This is a genomic window from Pectobacterium peruviense (assembly GCF_002847345.1).
GTDB lineage: Bacteria > Pseudomonadota > Gammaproteobacteria > Enterobacterales > Enterobacteriaceae > Pectobacterium > Pectobacterium peruviense.
This window is the reverse complement of the sequence record NZ_LXFV01000013.1, coordinates 224547-247693: the sequence shown is the minus strand read 5'-3', so window position 1 is coordinate 247693 and position 23147 is coordinate 224547. Positions and strand designations below refer to the sequence as shown.

General features: G+C 48.5%; 19 protein-coding genes. 8 read left to right on the top strand and 11 right to left on the bottom strand.

Annotated elements, in window-relative coordinates; genetic code table 11:
- Nucleotides 1–44 precede the first annotated feature (44 nt).
- From A0G03_RS12230 to aegA, 3 genes are all read right to left on the bottom strand, one after another.
- Complete coding sequence (locus tag A0G03_RS12230) at nucleotides 45–788, bottom strand: 4'-phosphopantetheinyl transferase family protein (protein ID WP_048263384.1); 744 nt, start codon at nucleotides 786–788, stop codon at nucleotides 45–47.
- Between the two features lie 190 nt (nucleotides 789–978).
- Nucleotides 979–1500, bottom strand: coding sequence for a 4Fe-4S dicluster domain-containing protein (locus A0G03_RS12225; protein ID WP_048263380.1), 522 nt, complete (start codon nucleotides 1498–1500; stop codon nucleotides 979–981).
- Complete coding sequence (gene aegA, locus A0G03_RS12220; protein WP_048263379.1) at nucleotides 1497–3521, bottom strand: formate-dependent uric acid utilization protein AegA; 2025 nt, start codon at nucleotides 3519–3521, stop codon at nucleotides 1497–1499. Before aegA ends, A0G03_RS12225 begins: the two co-directional genes overlap by 4 nt.
- A 427-nt stretch (nucleotides 3522–3948) precedes the next feature.
- On the opposite strand from aegA, the gene A0G03_RS12215 reads away from it, so the two are divergent.
- The 3 genes from A0G03_RS12215 to A0G03_RS12205 are packed head-to-tail and all read left to right on the top strand — an operon-like array spanning nucleotide 3949 to nucleotide 5654.
- Entirely contained in the window at nucleotides 3949–4620 is a 672-nt protein-coding gene (locus A0G03_RS12215; protein ID WP_048263376.1) for a CsgG/HfaB family protein, read from the top strand.
- Nucleotides 4621–4638: 18 nt separating this feature from the next.
- Complete coding sequence (locus A0G03_RS12210) at nucleotides 4639–4998, top strand: DUF4810 domain-containing protein (protein WP_048263373.1); 360 nt, start codon at nucleotides 4639–4641, stop codon at nucleotides 4996–4998.
- Nucleotides 4995–5654: a DUF799 domain-containing protein gene (locus A0G03_RS12205; protein WP_048263371.1), complete on the top strand. Its 660-nt coding sequence runs from the start codon at nucleotides 4995–4997 to the stop codon at nucleotides 5652–5654. The genes A0G03_RS12210 and A0G03_RS12205 overlap by 4 nt, the downstream gene beginning before the upstream one ends.
- A gap of 101 nt (nucleotides 5655–5755) precedes the next feature.
- Here A0G03_RS12205 and A0G03_RS12200 read toward each other — a convergent pair whose 3' ends face one another.
- The 3 genes from A0G03_RS12200 to A0G03_RS12190 all read right to left on the bottom strand — a co-directional run bounded on the left by A0G03_RS12200 (nucleotide 5756) and on the right by A0G03_RS12190 (nucleotide 9882).
- The gene (locus A0G03_RS12200; RefSeq protein WP_048263369.1) at nucleotides 5756–7258 is read right to left on the bottom strand and encodes an MFS transporter; all 1503 of its coding nucleotides are present in this window, start codon (nucleotides 7256–7258) and stop codon (nucleotides 5756–5758) included.
- Nucleotides 7259–7361: 103 nt separating this feature from the next.
- Nucleotides 7362–8123: a GGDEF domain-containing protein gene (locus A0G03_RS21990; protein ID WP_223250591.1), complete on the bottom strand. Its 762-nt coding sequence runs from the start codon at nucleotides 8121–8123 to the stop codon at nucleotides 7362–7364.
- Nucleotides 8124–9012: 889 nt separating this feature from the next.
- Entirely contained in the window at nucleotides 9013–9882 is an 870-nt protein-coding gene (locus tag A0G03_RS12190) for a BrxR family helix-turn-helix transcriptional regulator (RefSeq protein WP_223250590.1), read from the bottom strand.
- 218 nt (nucleotides 9883–10100) lie between these two features.
- On the opposite strand from A0G03_RS12190, the gene pgaA reads away from it, so the two are divergent.
- The 4 genes from pgaA to pgaD are packed head-to-tail and all read left to right on the top strand — an operon-like array spanning nucleotide 10101 to nucleotide 16341.
- A complete protein-coding gene (gene pgaA, locus A0G03_RS12185) occupies nucleotides 10101–12563 on the top strand; it encodes a poly-beta-1,6 N-acetyl-D-glucosamine export porin PgaA (protein WP_048263365.1) in 2463 nt (820 codons plus the stop codon).
- Nucleotides 12564–12574: 11 nt separating this feature from the next.
- Nucleotides 12575–14590, top strand: coding sequence for a poly-beta-1,6-N-acetyl-D-glucosamine N-deacetylase PgaB (gene pgaB, locus A0G03_RS12180; RefSeq protein WP_048263362.1), 2016 nt, complete (start codon nucleotides 12575–12577; stop codon nucleotides 14588–14590).
- The gene (gene pgaC, locus A0G03_RS12175) at nucleotides 14587–15915 is read left to right on the top strand and encodes a poly-beta-1,6-N-acetyl-D-glucosamine synthase (RefSeq protein ID WP_048263358.1); all 1329 of its coding nucleotides are present in this window, start codon (nucleotides 14587–14589) and stop codon (nucleotides 15913–15915) included. The genes pgaB and pgaC overlap by 4 nt, the downstream gene beginning before the upstream one ends.
- Nucleotides 15916–15918: 3 nt before the next feature.
- The gene (gene pgaD, locus A0G03_RS12170; RefSeq protein WP_048263355.1) at nucleotides 15919–16341 is read left to right on the top strand and encodes a poly-beta-1,6-N-acetyl-D-glucosamine biosynthesis protein PgaD; all 423 of its coding nucleotides are present in this window, start codon (nucleotides 15919–15921) and stop codon (nucleotides 16339–16341) included.
- A 116-nt stretch (nucleotides 16342–16457) separates the two neighbouring features.
- Here pgaD and A0G03_RS12165 read toward each other — a convergent pair whose 3' ends face one another.
- The gene (locus A0G03_RS12165) at nucleotides 16458–16877 is read right to left on the bottom strand and encodes a winged helix-turn-helix transcriptional regulator (protein WP_048263352.1); all 420 of its coding nucleotides are present in this window, start codon (nucleotides 16875–16877) and stop codon (nucleotides 16458–16460) included.
- 156 nt (nucleotides 16878–17033) lie between these two features.
- Here A0G03_RS12165 and A0G03_RS12160 point away from each other — a divergent pair, with 156 nt between their 5' ends.
- Nucleotides 17034–17885 (top strand): SDR family oxidoreductase, encoded by an 852-nt coding sequence (locus A0G03_RS12160; RefSeq protein WP_048263349.1) that lies wholly within the window; start codon nucleotides 17034–17036, stop codon nucleotides 17883–17885.
- 98 nt (nucleotides 17886–17983) lie between these two features.
- Here A0G03_RS12160 and A0G03_RS12155 read toward each other — a convergent pair whose 3' ends face one another.
- The 4 genes from A0G03_RS12155 to yidC all read right to left on the bottom strand — a co-directional run bounded on the left by A0G03_RS12155 (nucleotide 17984) and on the right by yidC (nucleotide 23147).
- Nucleotides 17984–19195, bottom strand: coding sequence for an acyltransferase family protein (locus tag A0G03_RS12155; protein ID WP_048263347.1), 1212 nt, complete (start codon nucleotides 19193–19195; stop codon nucleotides 17984–17986).
- 219 nt (nucleotides 19196–19414) lie between these two features.
- Complete coding sequence (locus A0G03_RS12150) at nucleotides 19415–19948, bottom strand: DUF6933 domain-containing protein (protein WP_223250589.1); 534 nt, start codon at nucleotides 19946–19948, stop codon at nucleotides 19415–19417.
- 70 nt (nucleotides 19949–20018) lie between these two features.
- Nucleotides 20019–21383, bottom strand: a complete 1365-nt coding sequence (gene mnmE / locus A0G03_RS12145; protein ID WP_048263345.1) for a tRNA uridine-5-carboxymethylaminomethyl(34) synthesis GTPase MnmE — start codon at nucleotides 21381–21383, stop codon at nucleotides 20019–20021.
- 129 nt (nucleotides 21384–21512) lie between these two features.
- The gene (gene yidC / locus A0G03_RS12140; protein ID WP_048263342.1) at nucleotides 21513–23147 is read right to left on the bottom strand and encodes a membrane protein insertase YidC; all 1635 of its coding nucleotides are present in this window, start codon (nucleotides 23145–23147) and stop codon (nucleotides 21513–21515) included.

The window sequence follows — 23147 nt, the reverse complement described above, 5'->3', positions numbered from 1 at the left end:
GCTCCGGGGTTTCCCGGAGCCTCAGCCTGCGACGAGGCGGCTGGCTACTGTGACGCGGTAGAGGTGACTTTTTCTATCGTATGGCTGGTTAACTTCATATAGCGTACAGACTGGCGCTGCTGTTGTAGGATTTCCCCCGACTTTCTCATTCCCGATGCCGACGTGTATTTCCACATGATCAATCGATTGAGTGTGGGGATGTGGGCACAGGCCCATGCCAGATAATCATCAACATCGCTCATCACTTCTACGGCGGGAGTGCCGGTTGAACGCAGCCTGCCAGAGGCGGGATGGAGTTTCAGCTGATTGGGAGGATGGCTGTTTACGCCAGGGATTTTCATCAGTGATTGGCGGATGGTACAGAGCTGCGTTGCCGCTTCCAGCGGATCGCGCTGAGCATCTATCCATGCCTGTTCTGCCTGCGTCTGCGCCTGCATCTGTGGGACGACCTGATTCGTTGGCCTGACATGAACGATTTCGATATCCATACCTACGCTTCCTTCTTCGCTCAGGAGGATGGCGATGGTATTGCCTGCATAGCCGATGCTGAAATTGGGCATATTAGGATCGGCAAAATAAGGGCGTCCTTCAGGGGACTCCAGTAGCGTGGGTAACAGCGGATAGCCGAAAAAATAGAACATCATCTCGGCCAGCAGCACCCGACTTTTCAGATAACGTTCGCGGCGTTTGGCTGAAAAATTCTGTGTTGATGAGATGAGCTTATCGGGCAGTCTTTGTAAGTCAGGAAGCGCTTCCGTGCTTGTCCACCTGACAAAATGGCAGGTCATTGTTCACTCCGTGATCGTGATAAAAGATGGGAACCTATCAGGTATTACCGATGCATATTATCAGACTAATATGTGATCTAAAGAAAAATCGATGGATAAATCGGCGATAATTATTAATTAGGCACAACGAATTTCCTGCATCGTGCTTTTTGTGGCGATCCTTCCCTGTCCGCCACATTCCAGTCTTGCTTTAATGGTTTGACCACCCCAGTGCGGAACGCCGCTGTTTTTCCAGCGTCTGTTTGCGTAACTCATCTGCTGTCACCAATCGTAGCGCCGACGTCGGGCACACGCTGACGCAGGAAGGGCTCTGGGCCACATCCACGCACAAATCACATTTGTGAACCTCACTTTGCGTGAGGTGCGCTTCCCCCTCGTCGTTCGAGGCTTTTGTCACCACATTAATGGCACCGAAGGGACAGGCCACGACGCAGCTTTTGCAGCCGATGCAGCGAGATTGAATAACCTGAATGCTATCTCGATCGCGCACCAGCGCGTCATTCGGACAGACGCTGGCGCAGGGGGCGTTTTCACACTGGCGGCAAAGAACGGGGACGCTTACGCTGGCGCTTTTGACGACCTTCAATCGGGGGAAGAAGTGAGAAGGCTTCAGTTGCGCACTTTGGCCACCGCTATGGGCTACTGCGCAGGCGATCTCACAGGTCCGGCAACCGATACATTTTTCTGCTTCGGCAATAACAAATTGATTCATGAGCGTAGCTCCTCGCGGGTTGCATTCATCTCGGGACGCTGCGGATGTGCGGGAATGGTACCCGTGACGGCGGTCAGCCCCATCGTCGCGATCATACTCAATGCGGCTTTGCGCCCGTCGGCAATAGCAGTCACCACCAGATCGGCGCCGCGAACGGCATCGCCACCAGCAAAAATACGCGGATGATTAGTCTGGCAAGGTATCTGATTATCAAGGGGAGCAGTGATATATCCCCAGTTATCCAGGCCAACATCGGCGTCTTCCAGCCACGACATACTGTGTGATTGAAAGCCAAATGCGGTTATCACCGCTTCCGCAGGCTGAATGAATTCAGAGTCAGGAATAGGACGTGGGCGGCGACGGCCGCTGGCATCGGGTTCGCCCAGTTCAGTGCGAACCAGACTGATGCCGCACACTTCGCCCTGTTCATTGAGGCAGATTTTTTGTGGCTGAACGTTAAACATGAACTCCACGCCTTCTTCGCGGGAGTTTTTAACCTCTTTTTTCGAGCCTGGCATGTTGGCTTCATCGCGGCGGTACGCGCAGGTTACGGATATTGCACCTTGCCGGATGGACGTGCGCAGGCAGTCCATCGCGGTATCTCCACCACCGAGTACGACGACGCGTTTTCCTGCCATCGAGATATAGGGTTCGCCGTCTAATTCAGGTAGCCCCATAACGTGTTTGGTATTGGCGATGAGGAAGGGAAGCGCATCGAAGACGCCGGGGGCATCTTCATTATCAATGTTAGCCTTCATGGATCGGTAGGTGCCTACGCCGAGGAAAACGGTGTCATAGTCGTCCAGAAGCTGAGCCAGAGAAATATCTTTCCCCACTTCGGTACTCAGCTGGAACTCGATTCCCATGGTGCTGAACACTTCACGACGATGAATCAAAACGTCTTTATCCAGCTTGAATGACGGAATCCCGAACGTGAGCAATCCACCAATTTCTGGGTGGCGGTCGAACACGACGGCCTGCACGCCGTTGCGTGCCAGCACATCGGCACAGGCTAACCCTGCCGGGCCAGCACCGACGATCGCTACGCGTTTGCCGCTGGGAACGACACGCGTCATGTCGGGTGACCACCCCATGGCCATCGCGGTATCGGTAATGTAGCGCTCAACGTTGCCGATGGTAATGGCACCGTACTCTTTACCTAGCGTACAGGCGCCTTCACATAGCCGATCCTGCGGACATACTCGGCCACAGATTTCCGGCAGGCTGCTGGTTTGGTGCGATAACTCTACGGCTTCAAGAATACGCCCCTGCTTCGCCAGACTCAGCAGCTCGGGAATATTGTTATGCAACGGGCAAGTCCACTCGCAGACTGCGCGTTTGCCGCAGGAAAGGCAGCGGTCAGCCTGATCTTCCGTCTGTTGTACTGAGAAGCCATGATAGATTTCATCAAAGGTGGACGTTCTCTGCGTCAGTGGCTTTTTCTCCGCATCCCGGCGCGGCCAGTTTTTTCTTTTGTTGAGCGGATTGGTGGTCAACGTTTTCAGCACGGGTGTTTCACGCTGCCAGTGAGCGGCGGAACGCAGCGCCATCACCTGTTGTTTCTCCTGACGGTGTGCTGCTAACGTGTGTTCACTGACGAGTTGCAATGCCTGAGTTGGGCAGGCTTCTACGCACGCTTGCCCTCCGGGGCGATCGGCGCAGAGGTCGCATTTATGGGCGATGGCGCTGTTATCCATAGGGTTTGTCACCATGGACATCGCGCCGAACGGGCAAGCCAGTACACAGCTTTTGCAGCCGATGCACTTTTCCTGAACAAGCTGAATGCTATTGTCTTTTCTGATCAAGGCTTGGGTTGGACACACGTTGGCACAAGGCGCATCTTCACAGTGGCGGCATGTCACGGCAGCCCGCAGTGTTGGTGTATTGAACGCCTTGATTCTGGGCTGAAACACCGTGCCGCTATCTGGATATTGTTCGTCATTGTGTGAAATCACACAGGCGATTTCACATGCATGGCACCCCATACAGTCTTGAGTACTGGCAATAACAAATCGGTTCATTACCTTTTCCCGCCCTGGATCCCTCGATCGTGGCCTTTATCCTAATAGCTGGATAACACGTTGACCTTGATATAGAGCAGGTAAAAAGTCGGTTAATGTTAAATCTGACGCAGGCTAGTAATAAAATTATTGAATCGTTTCAGTGGGTTGTAATGTTATGTGAAAGTAATGGCATGGTTGCATATAACCTTGTTTTTTATCCGGTTTACAGTGTTTTATCGCGGGTAAAAATTCTGATTTTTAATTATTTTTGTTAATTTCCTCATGAAATAACTCGTTACTTTTCCTTACGCCCCTCATAATATCGAACGCCATTTAAATGCAGCAAAACAGTATTGCCGCTAAATGGTGTTTTCACGGCATTTTCATTATGAATCAATGACAGGGCTTTGCTCAGGTTAATGGATTGTCACTAAGGGATAGTGTTATGAATAAAAAAGTCGTTCTTTGTTCTGTATTCATGTCAGCTGCGCTATTAAGCGGATGTGCTACAGAGTCTTCCCGTACCGTAGAAGCGCAAAAAGTCACTTCTTATAGTACGCCTTATCAGGGTGTTCGCAGCCCGATTTCCATCGGAAAATTTGAAAACCGCTCTAACTACATGAACGGTATTTTTTCTGATGGTGTTGACCGTTTAGGTAATCAATCCAAGACCATTCTTGTTAGCCATCTCCAGCAGAGCGGCCGCTTTAATGTGCTGGATCGCACCAATATGGAAGAGCTGAAAGCGGAAGCGGGTATTAAAGGACAAACGCAGACGCTGAAAGGCGCGAGCTATGTGGTTACCGGTGATGTGACCGAGTTTGGTCGCAAAGAAGTGGGTGATCATCAGCTGTGGGGCATCCTTGGCCGCGGTAAAACACAGGTTGCTTACGCAAAAACCACGTTGAACGTGGTGAACGTGCAAACATCTGAAGTCGTGTATTCCGTACAAGGTGCGGGCGAATACGCGTTGTCTAACCGTGAAATTATCGGGTTTGGTGGCACAGCCAGCTATGACTCGACGCTGAACGGTAAAGTTCTGGATTTGGCTATTCGTGAAGCCGTCAATAATCTGGTTGCAGGAATTGAAAGCGGTGCCTGGCGCCCAGCGAACTAATGGAATAGGAATATAACAATGTTATCTTATAAGAAAGTTACCCTGCTATTGGCAGTAGCGGTACTGGCTGGTTGTGCGACCGCGCCGAAAACGATTTACAGCTGGGACAATTATCAGCCAGCGCTTTATGATTATTATCAACAAGATAAAGTCGGCCCAGAACAACAAATCCTTGCTCTGAATGAATCGATCGAAAAAGCGAAAGCCGCAAATAAACCAGTCCCACCGGGACTCTATGCTCAACTTGGGTTGCTGTACGCCAACACTGGCCGTGATAGTGAAGCTCGCCAACAGTTTGAAACTGAAAAAGCGAAATTCCCTGAATCAGCACCTTTTATGGACTTCTTGTTGAGTAAAAATAAAGGGAATATTAAATGAATCGTTTCTTAGGATTATGTGGTCTGGTTTTTGCGCTTGTGCTGACGGGTTGTGCTAAACCTGTACCTTATGACTACACGTCATTTAAGCAAAGCAAGCCTAAGTCCATTCTGGTATTGCCGCCGGTTAACCATTCTCCTGATGTGAAAGCAAGCTATAGCCTGCTTTCACAGGTCACCTATCCGTTGGCCGAGTCGGGTTATTACGTATTGCCAGTTGCGGTAGTGGAAGAAACGTTCAAACAGAATGGTCTGTCTACTGCGTCGGATATCCATGCGCTGAGCACGACGAAGCTGCACCAAATCTTTGGCGCTGATGCGGCGTTATATCTGGATGTGAAAGAGTACGGCACGTCGTACATCGTGATTAATAGTGAAACTCGCGTTTCTGCGGATGCGCGTCTGGTTGATCTGCGTACGGGTAAACTGCTGTGGAGCGGAAGTGCAACGGCTTCCAGCAACGAGCAGCAGTCAAACTCTAACGGTGGCATCATCGGTATTCTGGTGCAGGCTGCGGTGAATCAAATTGCGGACACGATCTCCGACAAAGGCCATGATGTTGCGGGTGTGACTAGCGCGCGCCTGCTGGCTGCGGGTCATGCACGCGGTATGCTGTACGGGCCTCGTTCACTGCAGTTCGGTAAAGAAACCTACTAAGTTACAGTACGTAGTTAACCTGTAGTGCGTAGCCAAATCATCAACGCCGTTCGCTATTGAACGGCGTTTTTTTATGCCCTTAGCCAGATGCGTCTGTGGTGCTATGCATCAGCGGCCTGATTACGCTGCTGTTTATTATGACGCGTTGTCCAGACAAAGGCGGAGGTCATCAATAGGATCAGCGTTGCGGTTGCCAGCACAGCAGAAAACCCTGAATCAAAGGCGGAATGTGCCTGTGCGGTGAGAATACGCTGCATATTTTCCGGTAAGGATTCAGCAAAGATCAACGCCTCGTCCAGGCTGTCATAGGCGGTGTCCGGTGCGGAAAACCCAGCGGGTAGCATAAACGTTGCGGAATAAGCGAAAGACAGCAAGCTGCCCATCAGGGTCACACCCGTCGCGCCCCCTAATTCATAAGACACTTCTTCTATTGACGCCGCCATACCGGCTTTTTCAGCAGGGGCAACCTGCATAATGGTGCTCGACGCGGCTGTCATGGTTGAACCCACACCTGCACCAATCACCGTCAGGCTGATAACTTGTATGATGATAGGGGCGTTGTGCAGCAGCAGATAGCTTCCCATCCCCAGACCTGAAATCAACAGACCAGCGGCCAGCATCGTCCCACTATTCACTCCTGGCAATATCTTTCCAGTTAACGGACCGGAGATAAAGGATGCCAGCGACAGCGGTAAAATGAACAATCCTGCCTGCAGCGGAGACAGCCCGACAACTAGCTGTAGCCGCTGTGTGAAAGCCAACTCCATACCGATCAGTGCAGCTGCCGCTACGATGGCTGCGGCCACGGCAGCGCTGAAAGGCCGCAGACGGAAGAGAGAGAAATCGACTAAAGGATGCTTGCTGTTACGCTGTCGCTGAACGAATAGGGTAATAAACGCGACGCCGATAAGCAGAGCGATCAGCGCGTCCTCATAGGATGGCACCCGTTTGCCCAGCTCTTTTATGGCATAGGTTACACCAATCAAACCTACCATAATTAATAGAGAGCCGATGAAGTCCCAGCGGTGTGAGGCGTTACCCGGCCGATGTGGAATCACGGTGATCCCCATGATAAGCGCAAGCAGCACGACTGGTACGTTAATGAGGAAAACCGATCCCCACCAGAAGTACTCAAGCAGTATTCCGCCCATGACGGGGCCAAACGCCGCGCCGCCGGATGCCACAGCCGCCCAAATACCAATCGCTAGTGCGCGTTCCCGTTCATCAGTGAAGGTCAGACGAATAATCGAGAGCGTGGCGGGCATCATCATCGCCGCACCGACCGCTAGCAGCGCGCGAGCGGCAATAAGCATGCTGGGTGTGGGCGAATAAGCGGCAAACAATGACGCTGCACCAAAGACCATCAGTCCAGCAATAAATAAAGGTTTATGACCCAGCTTATCACCCAAGGTCCCCATCCCCAGCAGCAAGCCAGAAGCGACTAGCGCATAGATATTAACGATCCACAGCTTGTCCGATGCGGAGGCGTGCAAATCGTGAGTCAGTGTTGGGAGCGCGGTGTACAGCACCGTCATGTCGATAACAATCAGGAATAGGGCGCTGGAAACAATGGCCAGAATCAGCCACTTCTTTGGTGATTGCATAGCAGAATCTCTACTTTGAGCTTTCATTTTTCATCTGTTGGATAGCGTTCCGATGATATAGATTTTCACTTTTAATAAAAGGTATTTTAAATGGGCGCAGATATCATGATATTGGTTTTTTTACCAAATTTACACCATCGCTCGAATTTACGCGATTACGTCCCTGTTCTTTTGCGTGGTACAACAATTTATCCGCTTCTTTAAACGCATCATGAAAATCTTCAATTTTTTCCAGATGAAAAAAACTCACCCCTATACTTGTCGTATATCGGACTATGCGGCCATCTGAAATCGCTAATGAAGAGCTCTCTATAATAAAGCGAATTCTCTCGGCTATCTCTAAGCATTCAGTGACAGAGAGACCCTGGATTATTATTAAAAACTCTTCCCCTCCCCATCGACATAGTAAATCCTGAGGTCGAGTATATTGCTTAAGGGTTGTAGCAAACTCTTTGATGACACTATCGCCTACAGTATGTCCATAGGTATCGTTAACTTTTTTAAAGTGGTCAATATCAAGAACAAATAGAGACATCATTCTATTATCCCCACCCCGCATGGAATTAATGATATTCATCATGTGTTGATTGAGTGAACGTCTATTTAACATGCCAGTTAGTGCATCATGATTACTGATTAACTCTATTCTTCTTATGTTTTTTTTGTTTTTGTTAATAAATGAAGATGCGATTATAACGCTTATAATAATAAATGAAGTATTGATTTGGAATAAATAAGATAATTCAAAAAGATAGTATTTTTCTATCTCCTCATGAACATCTATCAGTCTTTTTATATAGATGTAATTTAGTGCGATGCCAGTTACACAGCAAATGAGAATGATTTTGTTAAATGAATAAGACAAAGAAAGGTAAATCAATGGTAGTATTGCTAATACACTTAATGTGATATTTAAAGACGCTATGCAAATAATAATTATGATGTAATAAAACACAAATGAGGGTTTTTTTATTGAAGATTTTGATGCCGAAAAAACATTCTTTATGTTTTTTATTGATTTTAGGAATAAGAAAACGAAAATGACACCAGAACTTAGCTCTTCGCTAAACCACTTTCTTGAAAGAATAAAAATATTTTCATCGCTGTTTGTGGTAAATAAATATAATCCATAAGATATGGCTGAAAAAAAGATCCTGTAAAAATTGAGGTAAATATAAAGAAAATGTAACTTCTACTTAATTTACTGTATGTGTTTCCCTTTGTTTTTAAAAGTACGACGAATGTAATCCACGCTGTAATGAAAAAAACCAAACTGATCACACTATGAATTAATTTTTCAAAAAAGGATTGGTTGTTTTCAAGATAACTAGCTGGTAGTAGTATTCCCAATAAACCAACCATGCATAGAATAACGCTATGCAATAATTTGTTTTTTATGCTTTTATCTCGACTGCGATAACGGATGAGAAAGCAAAATAATAGAATATCTACTGGCCAGAATAGGGATGTGTCGTCAAGTAACCGAAAAGATAAACCTAAGTAACTAATAATTAAGGTTGAACTGAAAATAATTAATAATTCATTCGCGCGAATTTTCATTTTTTTTCCCGGTTAACCTATTTGGCCTGTATCAATCTTGTATCATAAATACACTTAAATACCTTCTTGCCTTACATCATTTTATGATAATTCTGATGCAAGGGAGACAAGTGAAATCAATATGCAATTCGCTTAGTCATGACCTTGCACCGTCTTATCCCACAGAAATATTAATATAAGTGATGGTGTGGGGGTCATGCCCCCATAAATGCCTGAACGTCTTTCTTATTTATTAATATAAATGGTTGATGCTGTTTGTTATTTTCATCTGTCAGGCTGATGTGAAATCGTCCGAGGGTTTCATGTAAACATGCCAGACGGCAGGATAAATTCAACTCGCCATTGGTCATACCATATTCCAGTTCCAATGCTCGTTGGTGTGCCTGAGGCAGTTCGTCATTAGGCTTCAACATTAACTGTACATGGGTATGCCATGAATAATCGCTAGCGGGATCGACTGTCGAGGCTTCGCTACCTTCAATGTTGAGGATTCGTGTAAGAATGAAGTCATTAAACTGCTGCTTAACGTGGCAATAAGCACGTACTCGCCACCGTAATCCATCATTGCCTAAAGCGTGTGGGGAAATGAGCCGTGGCGAATGATCCATTGACGATGAGGATTGATAGCAGATGCTCACTGCCTTTTTTTCACGAATCGCTCGGACAATGACTTCAACAACCTGTTCATTGTAGGTGTTGAGCGGGATATGAACCCAGCACACTTCTGGAGCAGATTCAATGAAACTGGCATCCGCTTCAAGTACGCCCGTCTTCATGGCGAGCAATTCTGCTAAATAGCGCTGGGCTGAATTCTGTGGGTAGACAGCAGAGAATGTTGGCGTAGCCGTGTAAGTTTTGGTGCGTCGATCGTAGACCAGATTATCGGGGGCAAGCTCAAGGTATTTAGCGATGTCGAGCGACGCCTGAGGGATCGATAACCCAAAAAAAGACGTTAGATCTGTGCGATTTATGTGCCCACTCCACCGTAACCGAAAGTCGATGAATTGAAGCCGACGTTCCAGTCCCCAGCTGCGCCCTTTTACTACCTGTTCTGAACCTGTCACTGAAGTCTTAGTCATATGCGTATAAAAATTATATTGATAAAAAAACTATATGCATTATTATGCGCCAAACTGGCCTTAGCGTCTATCTCTGACTTCGAATCACGAGAGGGATAGCTGCATGCCGCGTTTAGACTCGCTTAGAGGTGTTAAGTCATGAAACCAGCGTTCAACGATGTATTTGAATGTCATCCTGTCATCACTGGTGGGGAGATTCAGCGATGAGTTTTGTTAATTCTCATTCAAGCAGACTCAATCCAATATTGTTTAACTTACTTAAATCATTAGTTTATTTTTCCGTTTCTGGCAGCGTAGTGGCGGCAGAATCTCGTTACGACACATTAATCATCAACGCCCGGCAGGGCGATATCTCCGCGGCGACGTCATGGCTTGATGGGCAATCCAGAAATCGTGTACTGACCGCTGCCGAGGTGACCGACTGGCTGCTCATTAACGGTTGGGCGGGAAAGGATGCTGAAGTGAGGCGAATTTGGGAAACCTACTCGCCAGCGATGTCATTGCCCGATCCTGCCTTGAGAGCGGCGGCCAAATCCTACCGTAATCTCCGGCAGTGGCAGTCGTCAGTGGAATTATGGAGCCGGGTTTTGCAACGCTCTCCACGGGATGACGATGCACGTAGTGGTTTGATACTCACCCTCGCCGATGCCGGACAGACAAAAAGATCGCTTGAACTCGCTGCGTCTCGCGTTAAGCATGAACCAACGGCAAACCATTGGCGTGAATTAGCGTGGGTGCAACGCATTGCGGGAAAGCATACTGACTCCCTCTTTTCTATCATTCAAGCCATGCGCCATGCACCACAAGATAAAGCGCTGCTTTATGACTACAGCGACATCCTCTCCAACAATAAGATTAGTGCACCTGCATTAACAGCCCTGGAAAACGGCAAACCTCAGGGCTTCCTGACTGATGAAACGCAACGCCAGCGAGAGCTGGGGGCGGCGGCTGAGTTGGTTCGTCTTTCATTTATCACGTCGACAACTGAAAACGAACGCTTCGTTGTGGCGGATCGCGCGTTGGCTCGTTATGACATCCTGATGACGCAATGGCGGAAGCTCCCGTCTGCAAAAATCAGCTATCGCCAGGCTCGAATTGATCGGCTAGGCGCCTTGCTCGTTCGCTATCGCATGGAAGACATTATTTCCGAATATCAATCACTTCTCAAAGAGGGGGAGATTCCCAGTTATGCTCGGCGCTGGGTAGCGTCTGCCTATCTCTATTTGAAGCAGCCTGAGAAAGCAGAGCAGATTCTCAGTGTGGTAATACAAGACGATCATTCGCAACGCTTTCAGATAGTGCGGCAAGGCGATTTTTTCTACAGCATTTTGGAGAGTGAGAAAATTGAACAAGCAACACAGTTGTCAGTTCAGGCTGGAGAAAAAACACCTTATAAAAAAAGTGTTTATGGTTTACCAACATTCATACCTAACGACGATTGGATTGACATCAAATACCTGCGTATACAGTCGCTGATTTCCCATAATGATCTTCCGGCTGCGCAACGACTGGCGGAACGTCTGGCCTTTAGTGGGCCGGGAAACCAAGATCTAAACCTACGTTTGGCGGGGGTTTATCTAACCAGAGGGTGGCCACGTCGTGCCGAAGCGTTATTAAAGCGAGCAGAGTTGCTGGAACCGACATTCTTCCGATTGGAAACCCAGCAAGGGCTTACGGCCTTGGAATTGCAGGAATGGCGCCAGCTTGAGCAGTTGACTGACGATACGGTAGCTCGCTATCCGGAAGATTTCTCTGTGAAACGATTAGCGCGTTTGCGCCAGGTACATCACATGGCGGAGCTGCGTGTTGCGGGTACTCAGGGCCTCAAATCTGACAGTCCAGTCAAAGGAATGAACGACACGGATATTGATGCCGTGCTCTATAGCCCACCCTTTGCCAACCATTGGCGAGTGTTCTCTGGGGGCGCTTTTAATCAAAGTGATTTCAGTGACGGACGGGCCATTAATCGCAGTATTCGCGGCGGTGTGGAATTTACCGACCGTGATCATTGGGTTGAGGCTGAGCTTTCACACCGAAATTTTGGATTTGGCTCTGATATCGGTGGGCGTTTCTCCTATCGGCGTGATGTTAATGATTTTTGGCGTGTCGGCCTTAATGCCGAACGGCTAATGCGCAGCACACCGCTACAGGCACTTAAAAATGGCGTAACGGCGAATGGCGGTGGGGGGTATGTCCGCTGGCGGCAAAGTGAACGGCGTTCATGGCAAGCAGATCTATCGAACGGGTGGTTTTCTGATGGTAACAGACGTCAGGAGTACGGACTGAGTGGGCAAGAGCGAATCTTTTCATCACCGTCTTTAGCCATAGATTTCACCCCATCGCTAAGTTTGGGATCAAACAGTAAACAGAACACCTCGTATTACAACCCGCAGAGTTATGTGGCTGTGCTACCTGCCTTAGCCATCGATCACTTGCTTTATCGACATTACCAGACTGAGTGGCACCAAGAGATAAATGTGGGTGTCGGACGTTACTGGCAAAAAGGCGAGTCCGCAGGGGCTATCACCACGCTCGGATACGGGCAAAGAGTACGGTGGAATGACGTACTGGATATGGGGGTGAGTACTCAGTGGGATAAGCGACCTTACGACGGCAAGCGGGAACAAAATTTGTCGCTGTCTTTCGATTTGAATTATCGGTTTTGAGGGGAAAGGTGATGTTATTTATACGATTACGAAACTTTGTGATGGTGTTGGGGGTGTTAATGATCGCCGCCTGCGCGCATCCCGTTGACGTGAAATATAGCTCGCCAGCAGAACGTCCTATTTTGGTCAAGGAACTGCCGTGGAAAACCAATCAATATATCGTTATCGCCTATCACGATGTTGCGGATGAGGGTGCCGATCAACGTTTTATGGCGGTGCGAACCAGTGCACTGAATGAACACTTTGTCTGGTTGAGGGAAAATGGTTACCACCCGGTATCCGTTGATGACATTCTAGCTGCTGGCTCTGGGGGTAAACCGCTACCGGACAGAGCGGTGTTACTGACATTTGATGATGGTTACAGCAGTTTTTATCATCGCGTTTACCCTCTTCTGAAAGCCTATGGCTGGCCGGCTGTATTGGCACCCGTTGGGCGTTGGCTGGATACGCCAGAAAACCAGCCGGTTGACTTTAGTGGCATTCAATTACCTCGTAACCATTTTCTTACCTGGCAGCAAGTCAGTGAGATGGCGCAATCTGGCCTGATAGAAATTGGGGCACATACCTATGACTTACATAAAGGGATTCTGGCAAACCCGCAGGGGAACATGGAACCTGCCGCCGTCACTCGCCGCTATTTCCCAGAGGATAAGCGATACGAAACGCGGGATGAGTATCGTCAACGTTTTGCGCATGATACGGATCTCATTACGAAAAGGATCGTTGACGCGACTGGGAAAAAGCCTCGGGTTTGGGTCTGGCCCTATGGTGCGGTGGGGGGAGACGCGCTAAGCATAGTTAAGCAGCGCGGCTATCAGCTAGCGCTAACGCTTGGAAGTGGGCCTGCGTCGGCTGACTCACCGTATAATGTTCCTCGCATACTGATTAACAATAATCCAGATGTGCAACAGTTCGCGCTGTTGGTCAGCGATGTCCGTGAGCCTGAGCGCATACGAGTGGCGCATATCGATCTGGATTATGTTTATGACACCGATAAAGCCCAGCAGTCCCGTAACGTGGATGCCTTAGTTCAACGTATTGCCGACTTGCGTATTAACACTGTTTATCTTCAGGCTTTCTCCGATCCGAACGGTGATGGCAACGTACAGTCACTCTATTTCCCTAATCGCTGGATGCCCGTCCGAGAGGATTTATTCAATCATGTGGCCTGGCAATTGGCATCGCGGGCGCTTGTTCGCGTTTACGCATGGATGCCGGTACTGGCTTTTGATATGGATGATGAGACGTTGCAGCGCGTTGAGCGGATCGACAGTGAAAGCGGGCAACGTAGTATCAACCGTAGCCAATATAGACGCTTATCGTTATGGGATGCGGAAGCCAAAAGGCGAATTACTGATATTTATGAGGATCTTTCCGCCTACACCATGTTTGGTGGCATCTTATTCCATGATGATGCCGTACTTGCCGATGATGAGGATGCAAGCGATTCGGCCATACAAGCCTACCAAAAGGCTGGATTCCCCAGCTCGATTACCCGTATTCGTCGTGACCCCCAGCTCACTGCTCGCTGGACGCGGTTTAAGAGTAAAGCGTTAACTGACTTTACGCTCGAACTGGCCGCTCGAGTGCATGCGATCCGTGGTCCGCAAGTCCAGACTGCACGCAACATTTTCGCATTACCGATGATTGAACCGGAAAGTGAAGCATGGTTCTCCCAAAATTTGGATGACTTCCTTACCGCTTATGATTGGGTTGCACCCATGGCGATGCCATTGATGGAAAACGTCGCGCCTAGGGACAGCAATGCGTGGTTGCAAAAGCTGGTACAAGAAATGGCTCGTCGACCTGGAGCGCTGAATAAAACCGTGTTTGAACTTCAGGCAAGGGATTGGCGTGTTCCGGGAGAACCGTGGTTAGACACTGCGCAATTGGTTGAATGGATGACCGTGTTGCAACTGAATGGTGCGCAAAATTACGGCTATTACCCGGATGATTTTCTTAACAATACCCCTGAGTTGGAAAGCATCCGCCCCATGATTTCACCAGAATGGTACCCACTGCCATGATTGAGAGAATTTTAGCTTCCTTAATATTATGTCTGATGCTCGGCATCCCTTTTGGCGTGATGTTCTCTTTTACGGGGGATGTCGTTCTTAACTTTACCTTTTTCTGGCCTTTGTTTATGTCTGGGCTATGGATAACGGGAGGACTGTATTTCTGGTTTCACTACGAACGGCATTGGCGTTGGGGAGAAGGGGTCATACCCGATGAGCCAACCGGACGCCCGTTAGTGTCAATCTTGATCCCTTGCTATAACGAAGGGCCTAACGTGCGCGAAACCATTGAAGCGGCATTAGCACAACGTTATACCCATATCGAAGTCATTGCTGTGAATGATGGTTCCAATGATGACACGGGAGACGAGCTCAATCGGTTGGCGGAGCAATATGACAAACTTAGAGTCATTCATCTTGCGCATAATCAGGGCAAAGCGTTGGCGCTTCAAGCGGCATGTGCTGCGGCCAAGAGCGATCTGCTGGTGTGTATTGATGGCGATGCGCTTCTCGATCCCGATGCTGTCGCCTATTTGGTCAACCCATTGATCAATAACCCGCGTGTCGGTGCAGTAACGGGAAACCCAAGGATAAGAACGCGTTCGACGCTAGTGGGTCGTATTCAGGTTGGTGAGTTTTCCTCAATTATTGGTTTGATCAAACGCACACAGCGGGTTTATGGCAAAGTTTTCACGGTTTCTGGCGTCATCGCCGCTTTTCGTCGCAGTGCGCTAGCAGAGGTTGGCTACTGGAGCTCCGACATGATCACGGAAGATATCGATATTAGCTGGAAGCTTCAACTGCGCCATTGGACGATATTTTTTGAGCCAAGAGCACTGTGTTGGATTCTGATGCCGGAAAAGCTCTCTGGCTTGTGGAAACAGCGGCTGCGTTGGGCACAAGGTGGTGCGGAGGTATTTTTAAAAAACTTCCGTCATTTATGGTCATGGCGCTATCGCCGAATGTGGCCGCTGTTCCTTGAATATTCTATTTCGATATTATGGGCCTTCACCTATGCCGTAAGCGTCTTACTGTATTTATTAGGTTTTTTAATAGAACTGCCTGAGGAGATTCGGGTGGAAACGCTCTTTCCTCCCGCATTTACTGGCATGATGATTGGGGTTGTCTGTTTAATCCAGTTTGCAGTCAGTATGTTGATTGAACGACGTTATGAGAAAGATATTGGTAAATATCTGTTCTGGGTAATCTGGTATCCCATGGTGTATTGGACATTGAGCCTCTTTACCAGCCTAGTCAGTTTTCCAAAGGTCATGCTGCGTTCCCGTAAAAAACGAGCGCGTTGGGAAAGCCCAGATCGTGGTATCGAAAGAGGATAAATTATGCATTCATCTTTAATCATTTCTGAAAGGCGTTGGTTTCCATTATTTATCGATTCTTTCTTGACGCTATGTGGATGGGGAATCTTTATTTGGTTATTTTCCGAGGTGTTTATCGGCACGTTTTTGAATAACTATGTTTCCGATCGATCTTCCTCTACATCAGAAGGTTGGACCATATCGATACATTTATACATATTCCTGATAAACGCGTCGCTCTTAATTGCCTGGGGAAAACTGGAACAATATCGCTATCGTTCCAGAAAAGAACAAAGAACGCGTGCGGATGCGCTAGATGCCAAACACGTTGCCAGAAGTTTTTCTTTATCGGATGGATTCGTTCAGGAATTGAATCGTAATAAGATCCAGCGTGTTTGGCATAATGAGCATGGAAGAATTATTGGTATCGACAACTTATCGTCGTGACCGACTGAAGACACATTGCCATGTTATGGCGGTTGATGGCGAGAATGGGAAAACCATTCTCTCTGATATCACCGCCTGTTTCCCTAATTCATCTCTTCCGGAGCAAGAGCTTTGGCTCAGGAGGCGAGTGGTTTAGCTGACTGTTCTTCACGTGATTGTTGTGCCGCCAGAATGTCGCCCAGATTCCCTTCAATCCACACCGCCAGCTCTTTCACCCGCTCGCCAACCTCTTTGCCTGATGGCGTCAGGCTGTATTCAACATGCGGCGGGACAACCGGATAGGCTGTGCGCAGGACAAAACCATCACTTTCCAGCCATTGCAGGGTCTGTGCCAGCATACGTTCGCTCACGCCGCCAATCCGTCGACGCAGTTGACTGAAGCGATGCGTATCATCAAGTAATGCAATGAGAATCAGTACACCCCAGCGGCTGGTCACGTGGTTAAGTATCTGGCGAGAAGGGCATTTTTCGGCTAAGACATCGCCGGTTGGCAGTATGGGCGGTAATAAATCTATGGGGGTTTTGTGGTGACTCACTATACTTACCTTTGTGTATGTACTTACTTAAAGTTAGCTTTGCCGATATTATGCCAGCCACTATCCGTTAATAAAAGACGGTTAAGAAAAGACGGTTAAGAAAAGACAGTTAACAAAAGACGGTCAATAAAACATGGTTAATAAAAGGAGCTTGAGATGATTGCGATTACTGGTGCATCTGGCCAACTGGGCCGTTTAGTCATAGCACAACTGTTAGAGAAGGTTCCGGCGAGCGACATCGTGGCGCTGGTGCGTGATGTGAATAAAGTTGCCGATCTGTCTGCAAAAGGCGTGCAGGTGAAAGCGGCGGATTACAATCAACCTGAGGCGCTCGCTTCTGCTCTGCAAGGTGTGGATAAAGTGCTGCTGATCTCTTCAAGTGAAGTAGGTCAACGTGCGGTACAACATCGCAATGTGATCGAAGCCGCAGCGAAAGCGGGTGTGAAACTGGTTGCGTACACCAGTCTGCTACATGCGGATAAATCGCCTCTGGCGCTGGCGGAAGAACACCGCCAAACGGAAGCGTTGCTGAAGGACTCTGGTTTACCGCATGTCCTGCTGCGCAACGGTTGGTATACCGAAAACTACGCAGCTAGCATCCCAGCGGCGTTGGAACACGGTGTGTTTATCGGTAGCGCGGGCGAGGGGAAAATTACTTCCGCAACCCGTGAAGACTTCGCTGCTGCCGCAGTAGCGGTACTGACGCAGGAAGGACAGGCTGGCAAGGTTTATGAGCTGGCCGGTGATGAGCCTTACACGCTGGTAGAGCTGGCGGCTGAGATTAGCAAACAGTCTGGCAAACATATCGGTTATCAAAACCTGTCTGAAGCGGAATTCACTGGCGCGCTGGTTTCTGCTGGTCTACCTGATGTTTTCGCGCAGATTATTGCTGATTCAGACGTCGGTGCATCTAAAGGCGGTCTGTTTGATGGCGGTAAGCAGTTGAGCCAACTGATCGGTCGGCCAACAACGCCGCTGTCAGCCGTAGTGAAAGCGACGCTGAAATAACGCCTCAAAGTAATGTTAAAAAATCGGCTCAGCGGTAATGCTGGGCCGATTGCTTTCTATTGTTAGTATGTACTCACAATCAATAGTCGGCTTTTTTATCAGGATATTGGGCGATTCTTTTGCTCTGGGTTGCTAATGTTTTTCCTCATTTTGTCAGTAAGCAGATTGCCGACAGGTTGTTCGATGAATTGATAAAGCAACCAGCCAGCGATAAGGCTAACCGCCCCGGCGGCTATGATTAGCTGCACCGCGCCTATCACATCGTATTGATTGCCATCGGTCCATTCATTTAGCAAGCGAAGCACTAAGAAATGGATCAGGTAAAAACAGAAAGAAATGCTTCCTAACCATTGCATTGATTTGGCATGTAAAAATGAACGTTTCCCTTGTAGATCACTCACCGTAAGTGAGCCTATCAATAATGTCAGCGGAATGAGAGTAACCAAATTAAAGCTAAGCAGGAACGGTATAAAAAGATCAATACAATATGTCAATGTGGTCAGTATCATACTGGTGGTAACTGAAACACGAATCCACCTTCCTTCTTGGATAATACGTGACAGTAATATACCAATGGTGAATTCAAAAATACGTGTTGGCGGGAAGGTATAGGAAAACCACCATTGAATTTCACCCACCTCAAAAGGCCAACCCTCAACCAGTGGGGCGGTGGGCAATAACGTATAGATTGCACCATTAGCCGCGATTAAAGCGACATAGCACAACATTATGGATATCCATAAGGATTCAGTCGGTATTTTTTTGACTATATTGAGTAAGAATGGATAAGTAATATAAAGAAAAAAAATAACAGATAGGAACCAACTGGGGACGTTTCCGCCAATATAAATATCACCTTGCGGTATCCATGTCTGTATCAATAATAAATTGGGTAACCAGACATCAATGCGCCCAATGCTTATTATACCAAGGCTTATAAGTAGTATAATAATGAATATGCTTACAGGGTATATCTTTGCGAATCGTTTTTTATAGAATTGGATCGGACTGCTAACTGATGGCGATGACCAGTTCATGACAAACCCACTCAGGATAAAAAAGAACGATACACTTACCCACCCAGCCTTACTGAGGACAAAGGAGTAGGCTTCACCGACAGATTCATCTGAGAACAAGTTCAACATATTCCCAATCGATGTATGAAAGAGGTACACAAAAAGGGCAGCAATAATTCGAGTACCGTTCAGCGATGGTAAATTAGGTAGATGCCCTTTTGATGTTCTCTTTATAATTATATTATTCTGATAATAATGTGAATTTTCCTTTTTTACTATGAGGTTACTATCCATTTCTTTCTCCTATTCAAATTCGATGCGAAAAAATGAGAAAAGATAGCTTTCATGAATATACAAATAGAAAGGTGTCTATGAATTTATTTTTGCTGAAGAAATAAGAAGACTAATTCCCCCCTGATTGATTATAAATAATGCCCGCTCGATGAGAGAGTAAAAATTAATTCTTCAATGAAGGAACTGGGTGTGGATTGCCAGATAGCCGCGATAGCAACGCTAGCATTTCTTTTTGTGGCGAATATATCCGCGATCTTTAACTGAACAGGGTCTATCAGCCAACTGCTGACCGAGAGAGTATCCTGTTAATTCAGCAATGTTGAGATTATCAAACCGCACTACGTGTTCAATATCTCCCTTCATCTGGTTCAATGTACCCTGTACAGAGCGACTACACTGAGTATCGACTTGTAGTGGGCGCAAATAACCTTGGGCAACGTTGAGTTGCATTTCATCCGCACCACACTTGAGAAGCGTATTGATGAATGCATCAACAAAGTGGTTGTTCAGCTCTACGAAATCCTTCTTGATCAATGCTGGGAGTACTAAAGGAAATCGGGTGGTGTCATGCACCAGCAACACACAATTCCGGCGCTGTAAGGTGATCAGATTTCCGTGCCAGTTGCTCAGCGGGTTGATATCTATTGTTGGCTGTATAAAGAGCCACTGACTACGAGGCGTCACGGCAAGTTGACCACTGTCATCCAGTGGCAACCTTTTGAACAACTTATGTGTGGCATGAAGTTGAATCATCTTATCACCCCCCGTTCTTCTGTTTCAGTCAGTTGCGTAACGCGTAAGTGGATGAGGGTAGATTAAGCGATCACTTCCCAATACAAAAACTCGAAAAGATACGGCCTAATAGGTCGTCAGAGGTGAATTCACCGGTGATTTCACTCAGGGACTGCTGTGCCAGTCGCAGTTCTTCTGCCAGCAGTTCGCCTGCGTAGGCGCTCACTAATTGCTCTTTGCCCTGAATCAAATGCTGTGCTGCCAGTTCCAGTGCCTGTAGATGACGGCGTCGTGCCAAAAAACCGCCTTCCGTGTTGCTGGTGAACCCCATGCTTTGCTTGAGGTGATCGCGCAGCGTGTCCACGCCTTCACCCGTGCGGGCGGAAAGTCGAATAAGTGAGTGAGTATTTACATCTTCGATGCCGAGCGTTTCACCAGTTACGTCAGCTTTGTTACGCACCACGGTAATTGGCAGCGTTTTTGGCAGGCGCGCCATAAATTCGGGCCAGATCTGCTCAGGCTCAGTTGCCTGCGTCGTGGTGCCGTCTACCATGAACAGCACGCGATCGGCCTGTTCAATTTCCTGCCAGGCACGCTCGATACCAATGCGTTCGACTTCGTCGCTGGCATCGCGCAGCCCGGCGGTGTCGATGATATGCAGTGGCATGCCGTCAATATGGATGTGTTCACGCAATACGTCGCGCGTAGTTCCCGCGATAGCGGTGACAATAGCGGCTTCACGACCGGCTAACGCATTGAGTAAGCTAGATTTACCGGCATTAGGACGACCCGCAATCACGACCTTCATCCCTTCACGCAGCAGGCTACCCTGATGCGCTTCGGCTCGGACGGCATCCAGATCGGCCATCACGCCATTTAGCTGCGCTTCAATTTTGCCATCGGAGAGAAAGTCGATCTCTTCATCCGGGAAGTCAATGGCAGCTTCGACGTAGATTCGCAGGTGAGTAAGTGCTTCCACTAACTGATTTATACGGGTAGAAAATACGCCTTGCAGAGAGTTTAGCGCTGAGCGAGCGGCTTGTTCCGAGCTGGCGTCAATCAGATCGGCGATGGCTTCTGCCTGCGCGAGATCGAGCTTGTCATTTAGGAAGGCGCGTTCAGAGAATTCGCCGGGACGCGCAATGCGCACATCGGGCAGCGTCAGAACGCGTTGCAGGAGCAAATCAAGAATAACCGGACCGCCATGGCCCTGAAGCTCCAGCACGTCTTCACCCGTAAAGGAGTTCGGGCCGGGAAACCAGAGGGCAATACCTTGATCAAGCGTGGTGCCGCTGGTATCACGGAACGGCAGATAATCGGCGTGACGAGGTTTAGGAAGCTTACCCAGAACAGCACGTGCCACCTCTGCGGCTGCCTGTCCTGAAACCCGTAAAATACCCACGCCTCCGCGTCCCGGTGGCGTGGCTTGGGCGACGATGGTGTCGGTATTGCTCATGATATTCTCTCTGCGTTGATGCCTGTCTGTCAGGCTATTTTACGTATCGTTAGGGGATAAAACAGCTTATAAAAAAATAAGGCGGTCAATGACCGCCTTACTCTTTCTATCGGTTAGCCATCAACCGGATTATTTTTTCTCGCGGCTATGCAAGCCACGTTTTTCCAGACCGCGGTAGATCAACTGCTGCTGGAGAATGGTAACCATGTTGCTGACGATGTAGTACATCACCAGACCTGACGGGAACCACAGGAAGAAGACGGTAAAGATGACTGGCATGTAAGTCATGATCTTCTGCTGCATTGGGTCGGTCACGGTGGTTGGTGACATCTTCTGGATGAAGAACATCGTCACGCCCATCAGGATCGGCAGAATGTAGTACGGGTCTTGTGCAGACAGGTCATGAATCCACAGCGCGAACGGCGCATGGCGCAGCTCTACGGAACCCATCAGCATGTAATACAGCGCCAGGAAGATTGGCATCTGAATTACCAGCGGCAAGCAGCCGCCCAGCGGGTTCACTTTCTCTGACTTATACAGCGCCATCATTTCCTGACTCATGCGCTGTTTGTCATCACCAATACGCTCACGCATTGCCTGCAATTTAGGTTGCAGTAAGCGCATTTTCGCCATAGAGGTGTATTGCGCTTTCGTCAGCGGATACATCACACCACGCACGATAAAGGTGATGGCAATGATGGAGAAGCCCCAGTTGCCGATGAAACCGTGCAGGAATTTCAGCAGCTTAAACAGCGGCTGAGAAATAAACCACAGCCAGCCGTAATCCACTGTCAGATCCAGATGCGGTGCGACAGCAGCCATCTTGTCCTGAATTTCCGGGCCGACCCACAGGGTAGCGTTCAGATTTTGTTGACTGCCAGCGGCAACAACAACGGGCGCAGCCTTGAAGCCAATCGCAGCCTGACCGTTACCCAGCTTACTGGTATAGAACGTGTTCGCGCCAGTCGTCGTCGGAATCCACGCGGTTGCGAAGTACTGTTGCAGCATCGCCACCCAACCACTGTTGGTCGTGATGTTCAGGTTTTCGTCCATGTCGCTGAAGCTGTACTTTTTGTACTTGTCTTCGCTAGAAGAGAACGCCGCGCCACGATAGGTGTGCAGTGCAAAGTTGCTGCTGCCTGTATCGCGGTGCTTAGGCAACTCCGTAGACTGTTTTAACTGACCGAACAGCGTGAGTTCCAGAGGCTGAGCGCTGGTGTTATTGACGCTATAGTCAACGTTCAGTGCGTAGTCGCCACGTTTCAGAACAAACGTTTTGGTATAGGTCACGCCGTCCGCTGCGGTGTACGTCATCGGAATGCGCAGTTCGCTCTGGCCATCAGCCAGCTCGAAGCTATCTTGTGTGGCGGTAAACAGCGGACGTGGACCGTTAGCCGGGTTGTCTGGGCCGTTTTTGCCGGTCAAACCGCTCTGAGCCTGATAAACAAACTCCGATGTGGTTTCCAGCAGATGGAAAGGCTTATCTGAACCTAATGTGTCTGGGTAAGCCAGCAAGTGTGCTTGCTCGACGTCGCCGCCACGCGTGTTGATTGTCAGCGCCAGAACATCAGTTTTCACCGTGATCAGTTTGCCTTGACCGCTAGCGGGTACACCCTGGTTGGTAGCATCACCGGTTACTGCGTTCGTCGCCTGCTGTATGGTCTGCGTGGTTGCTGGCGGATTTTTATCCGTCTCCCAAGCCTGCCAAAGCATAAAGGTTACGAATAGCAGAGCGATGAGAAGAAGATTGCGTTGCGAATCCAT

Bases quoted from the DNA above. Each gene is read 5' to 3' on its own strand.
- A0G03_RS12230 (WP_048263384.1), bottom strand. From the start codon at position 788: ATGACCTGCCATTTTGTCAGGTGGACAAGCACGGAAGCGCTTCCTGAC.
- A0G03_RS12225 (WP_048263380.1), bottom strand. From the start codon at position 1,500: ATGAATCAATTTGTTATTGCCGAAGCAGAAAAATGTATCGGTTGCCGG.
- aegA (WP_048263379.1), bottom strand. From the start codon at position 3,521: ATGAACCGATTTGTTATTGCCAGTACTCAAGACTGTATGGGGTGCCAT.
- A0G03_RS12215 (WP_048263376.1), top strand. From the start codon at position 3,949: ATGAATAAAAAAGTCGTTCTTTGTTCTGTATTCATGTCAGCTGCGCTA.
- A0G03_RS12210 (WP_048263373.1), top strand. From the start codon at position 4,639: ATGTTATCTTATAAGAAAGTTACCCTGCTATTGGCAGTAGCGGTACTG.
- A0G03_RS12205 (WP_048263371.1), top strand. From the start codon at position 4,995: ATGAATCGTTTCTTAGGATTATGTGGTCTGGTTTTTGCGCTTGTGCTG.
- A0G03_RS12200 (WP_048263369.1), bottom strand. From the start codon at position 7,258: ATGCAATCACCAAAGAAGTGGCTGATTCTGGCCATTGTTTCCAGCGCC.
- pgaA (WP_048263365.1), top strand. From the start codon at position 10,101: ATGAGTTTTGTTAATTCTCATTCAAGCAGACTCAATCCAATATTGTTT.
- pgaB (WP_048263362.1), top strand. From the start codon at position 12,575: ATGTTATTTATACGATTACGAAACTTTGTGATGGTGTTGGGGGTGTTA.
- pgaC (WP_048263358.1), top strand. From the start codon at position 14,587: ATGATTGAGAGAATTTTAGCTTCCTTAATATTATGTCTGATGCTCGGC.
- pgaD (WP_048263355.1), top strand. From the start codon at position 15,919: ATGCATTCATCTTTAATCATTTCTGAAAGGCGTTGGTTTCCATTATTT.
- A0G03_RS12160 (WP_048263349.1), top strand. From the start codon at position 17,034: ATGATTGCGATTACTGGTGCATCTGGCCAACTGGGCCGTTTAGTCATA.
- A0G03_RS12155 (WP_048263347.1), bottom strand. From the start codon at position 19,195: ATGGATAGTAACCTCATAGTAAAAAAGGAAAATTCACATTATTATCAG.
- A0G03_RS12150 (WP_223250589.1), bottom strand. From the start codon at position 19,948: ATGATTCAACTTCATGCCACACATAAGTTGTTCAAAAGGTTGCCACTG.
- mnmE (WP_048263345.1), bottom strand. From the start codon at position 21,383: ATGAGCAATACCGACACCATCGTCGCCCAAGCCACGCCACCGGGACGC.
- yidC (WP_048263342.1), bottom strand. From the start codon at position 23,147: ATGGATTCGCAACGCAATCTTCTTCTCATCGCTCTGCTATTCGTAACC.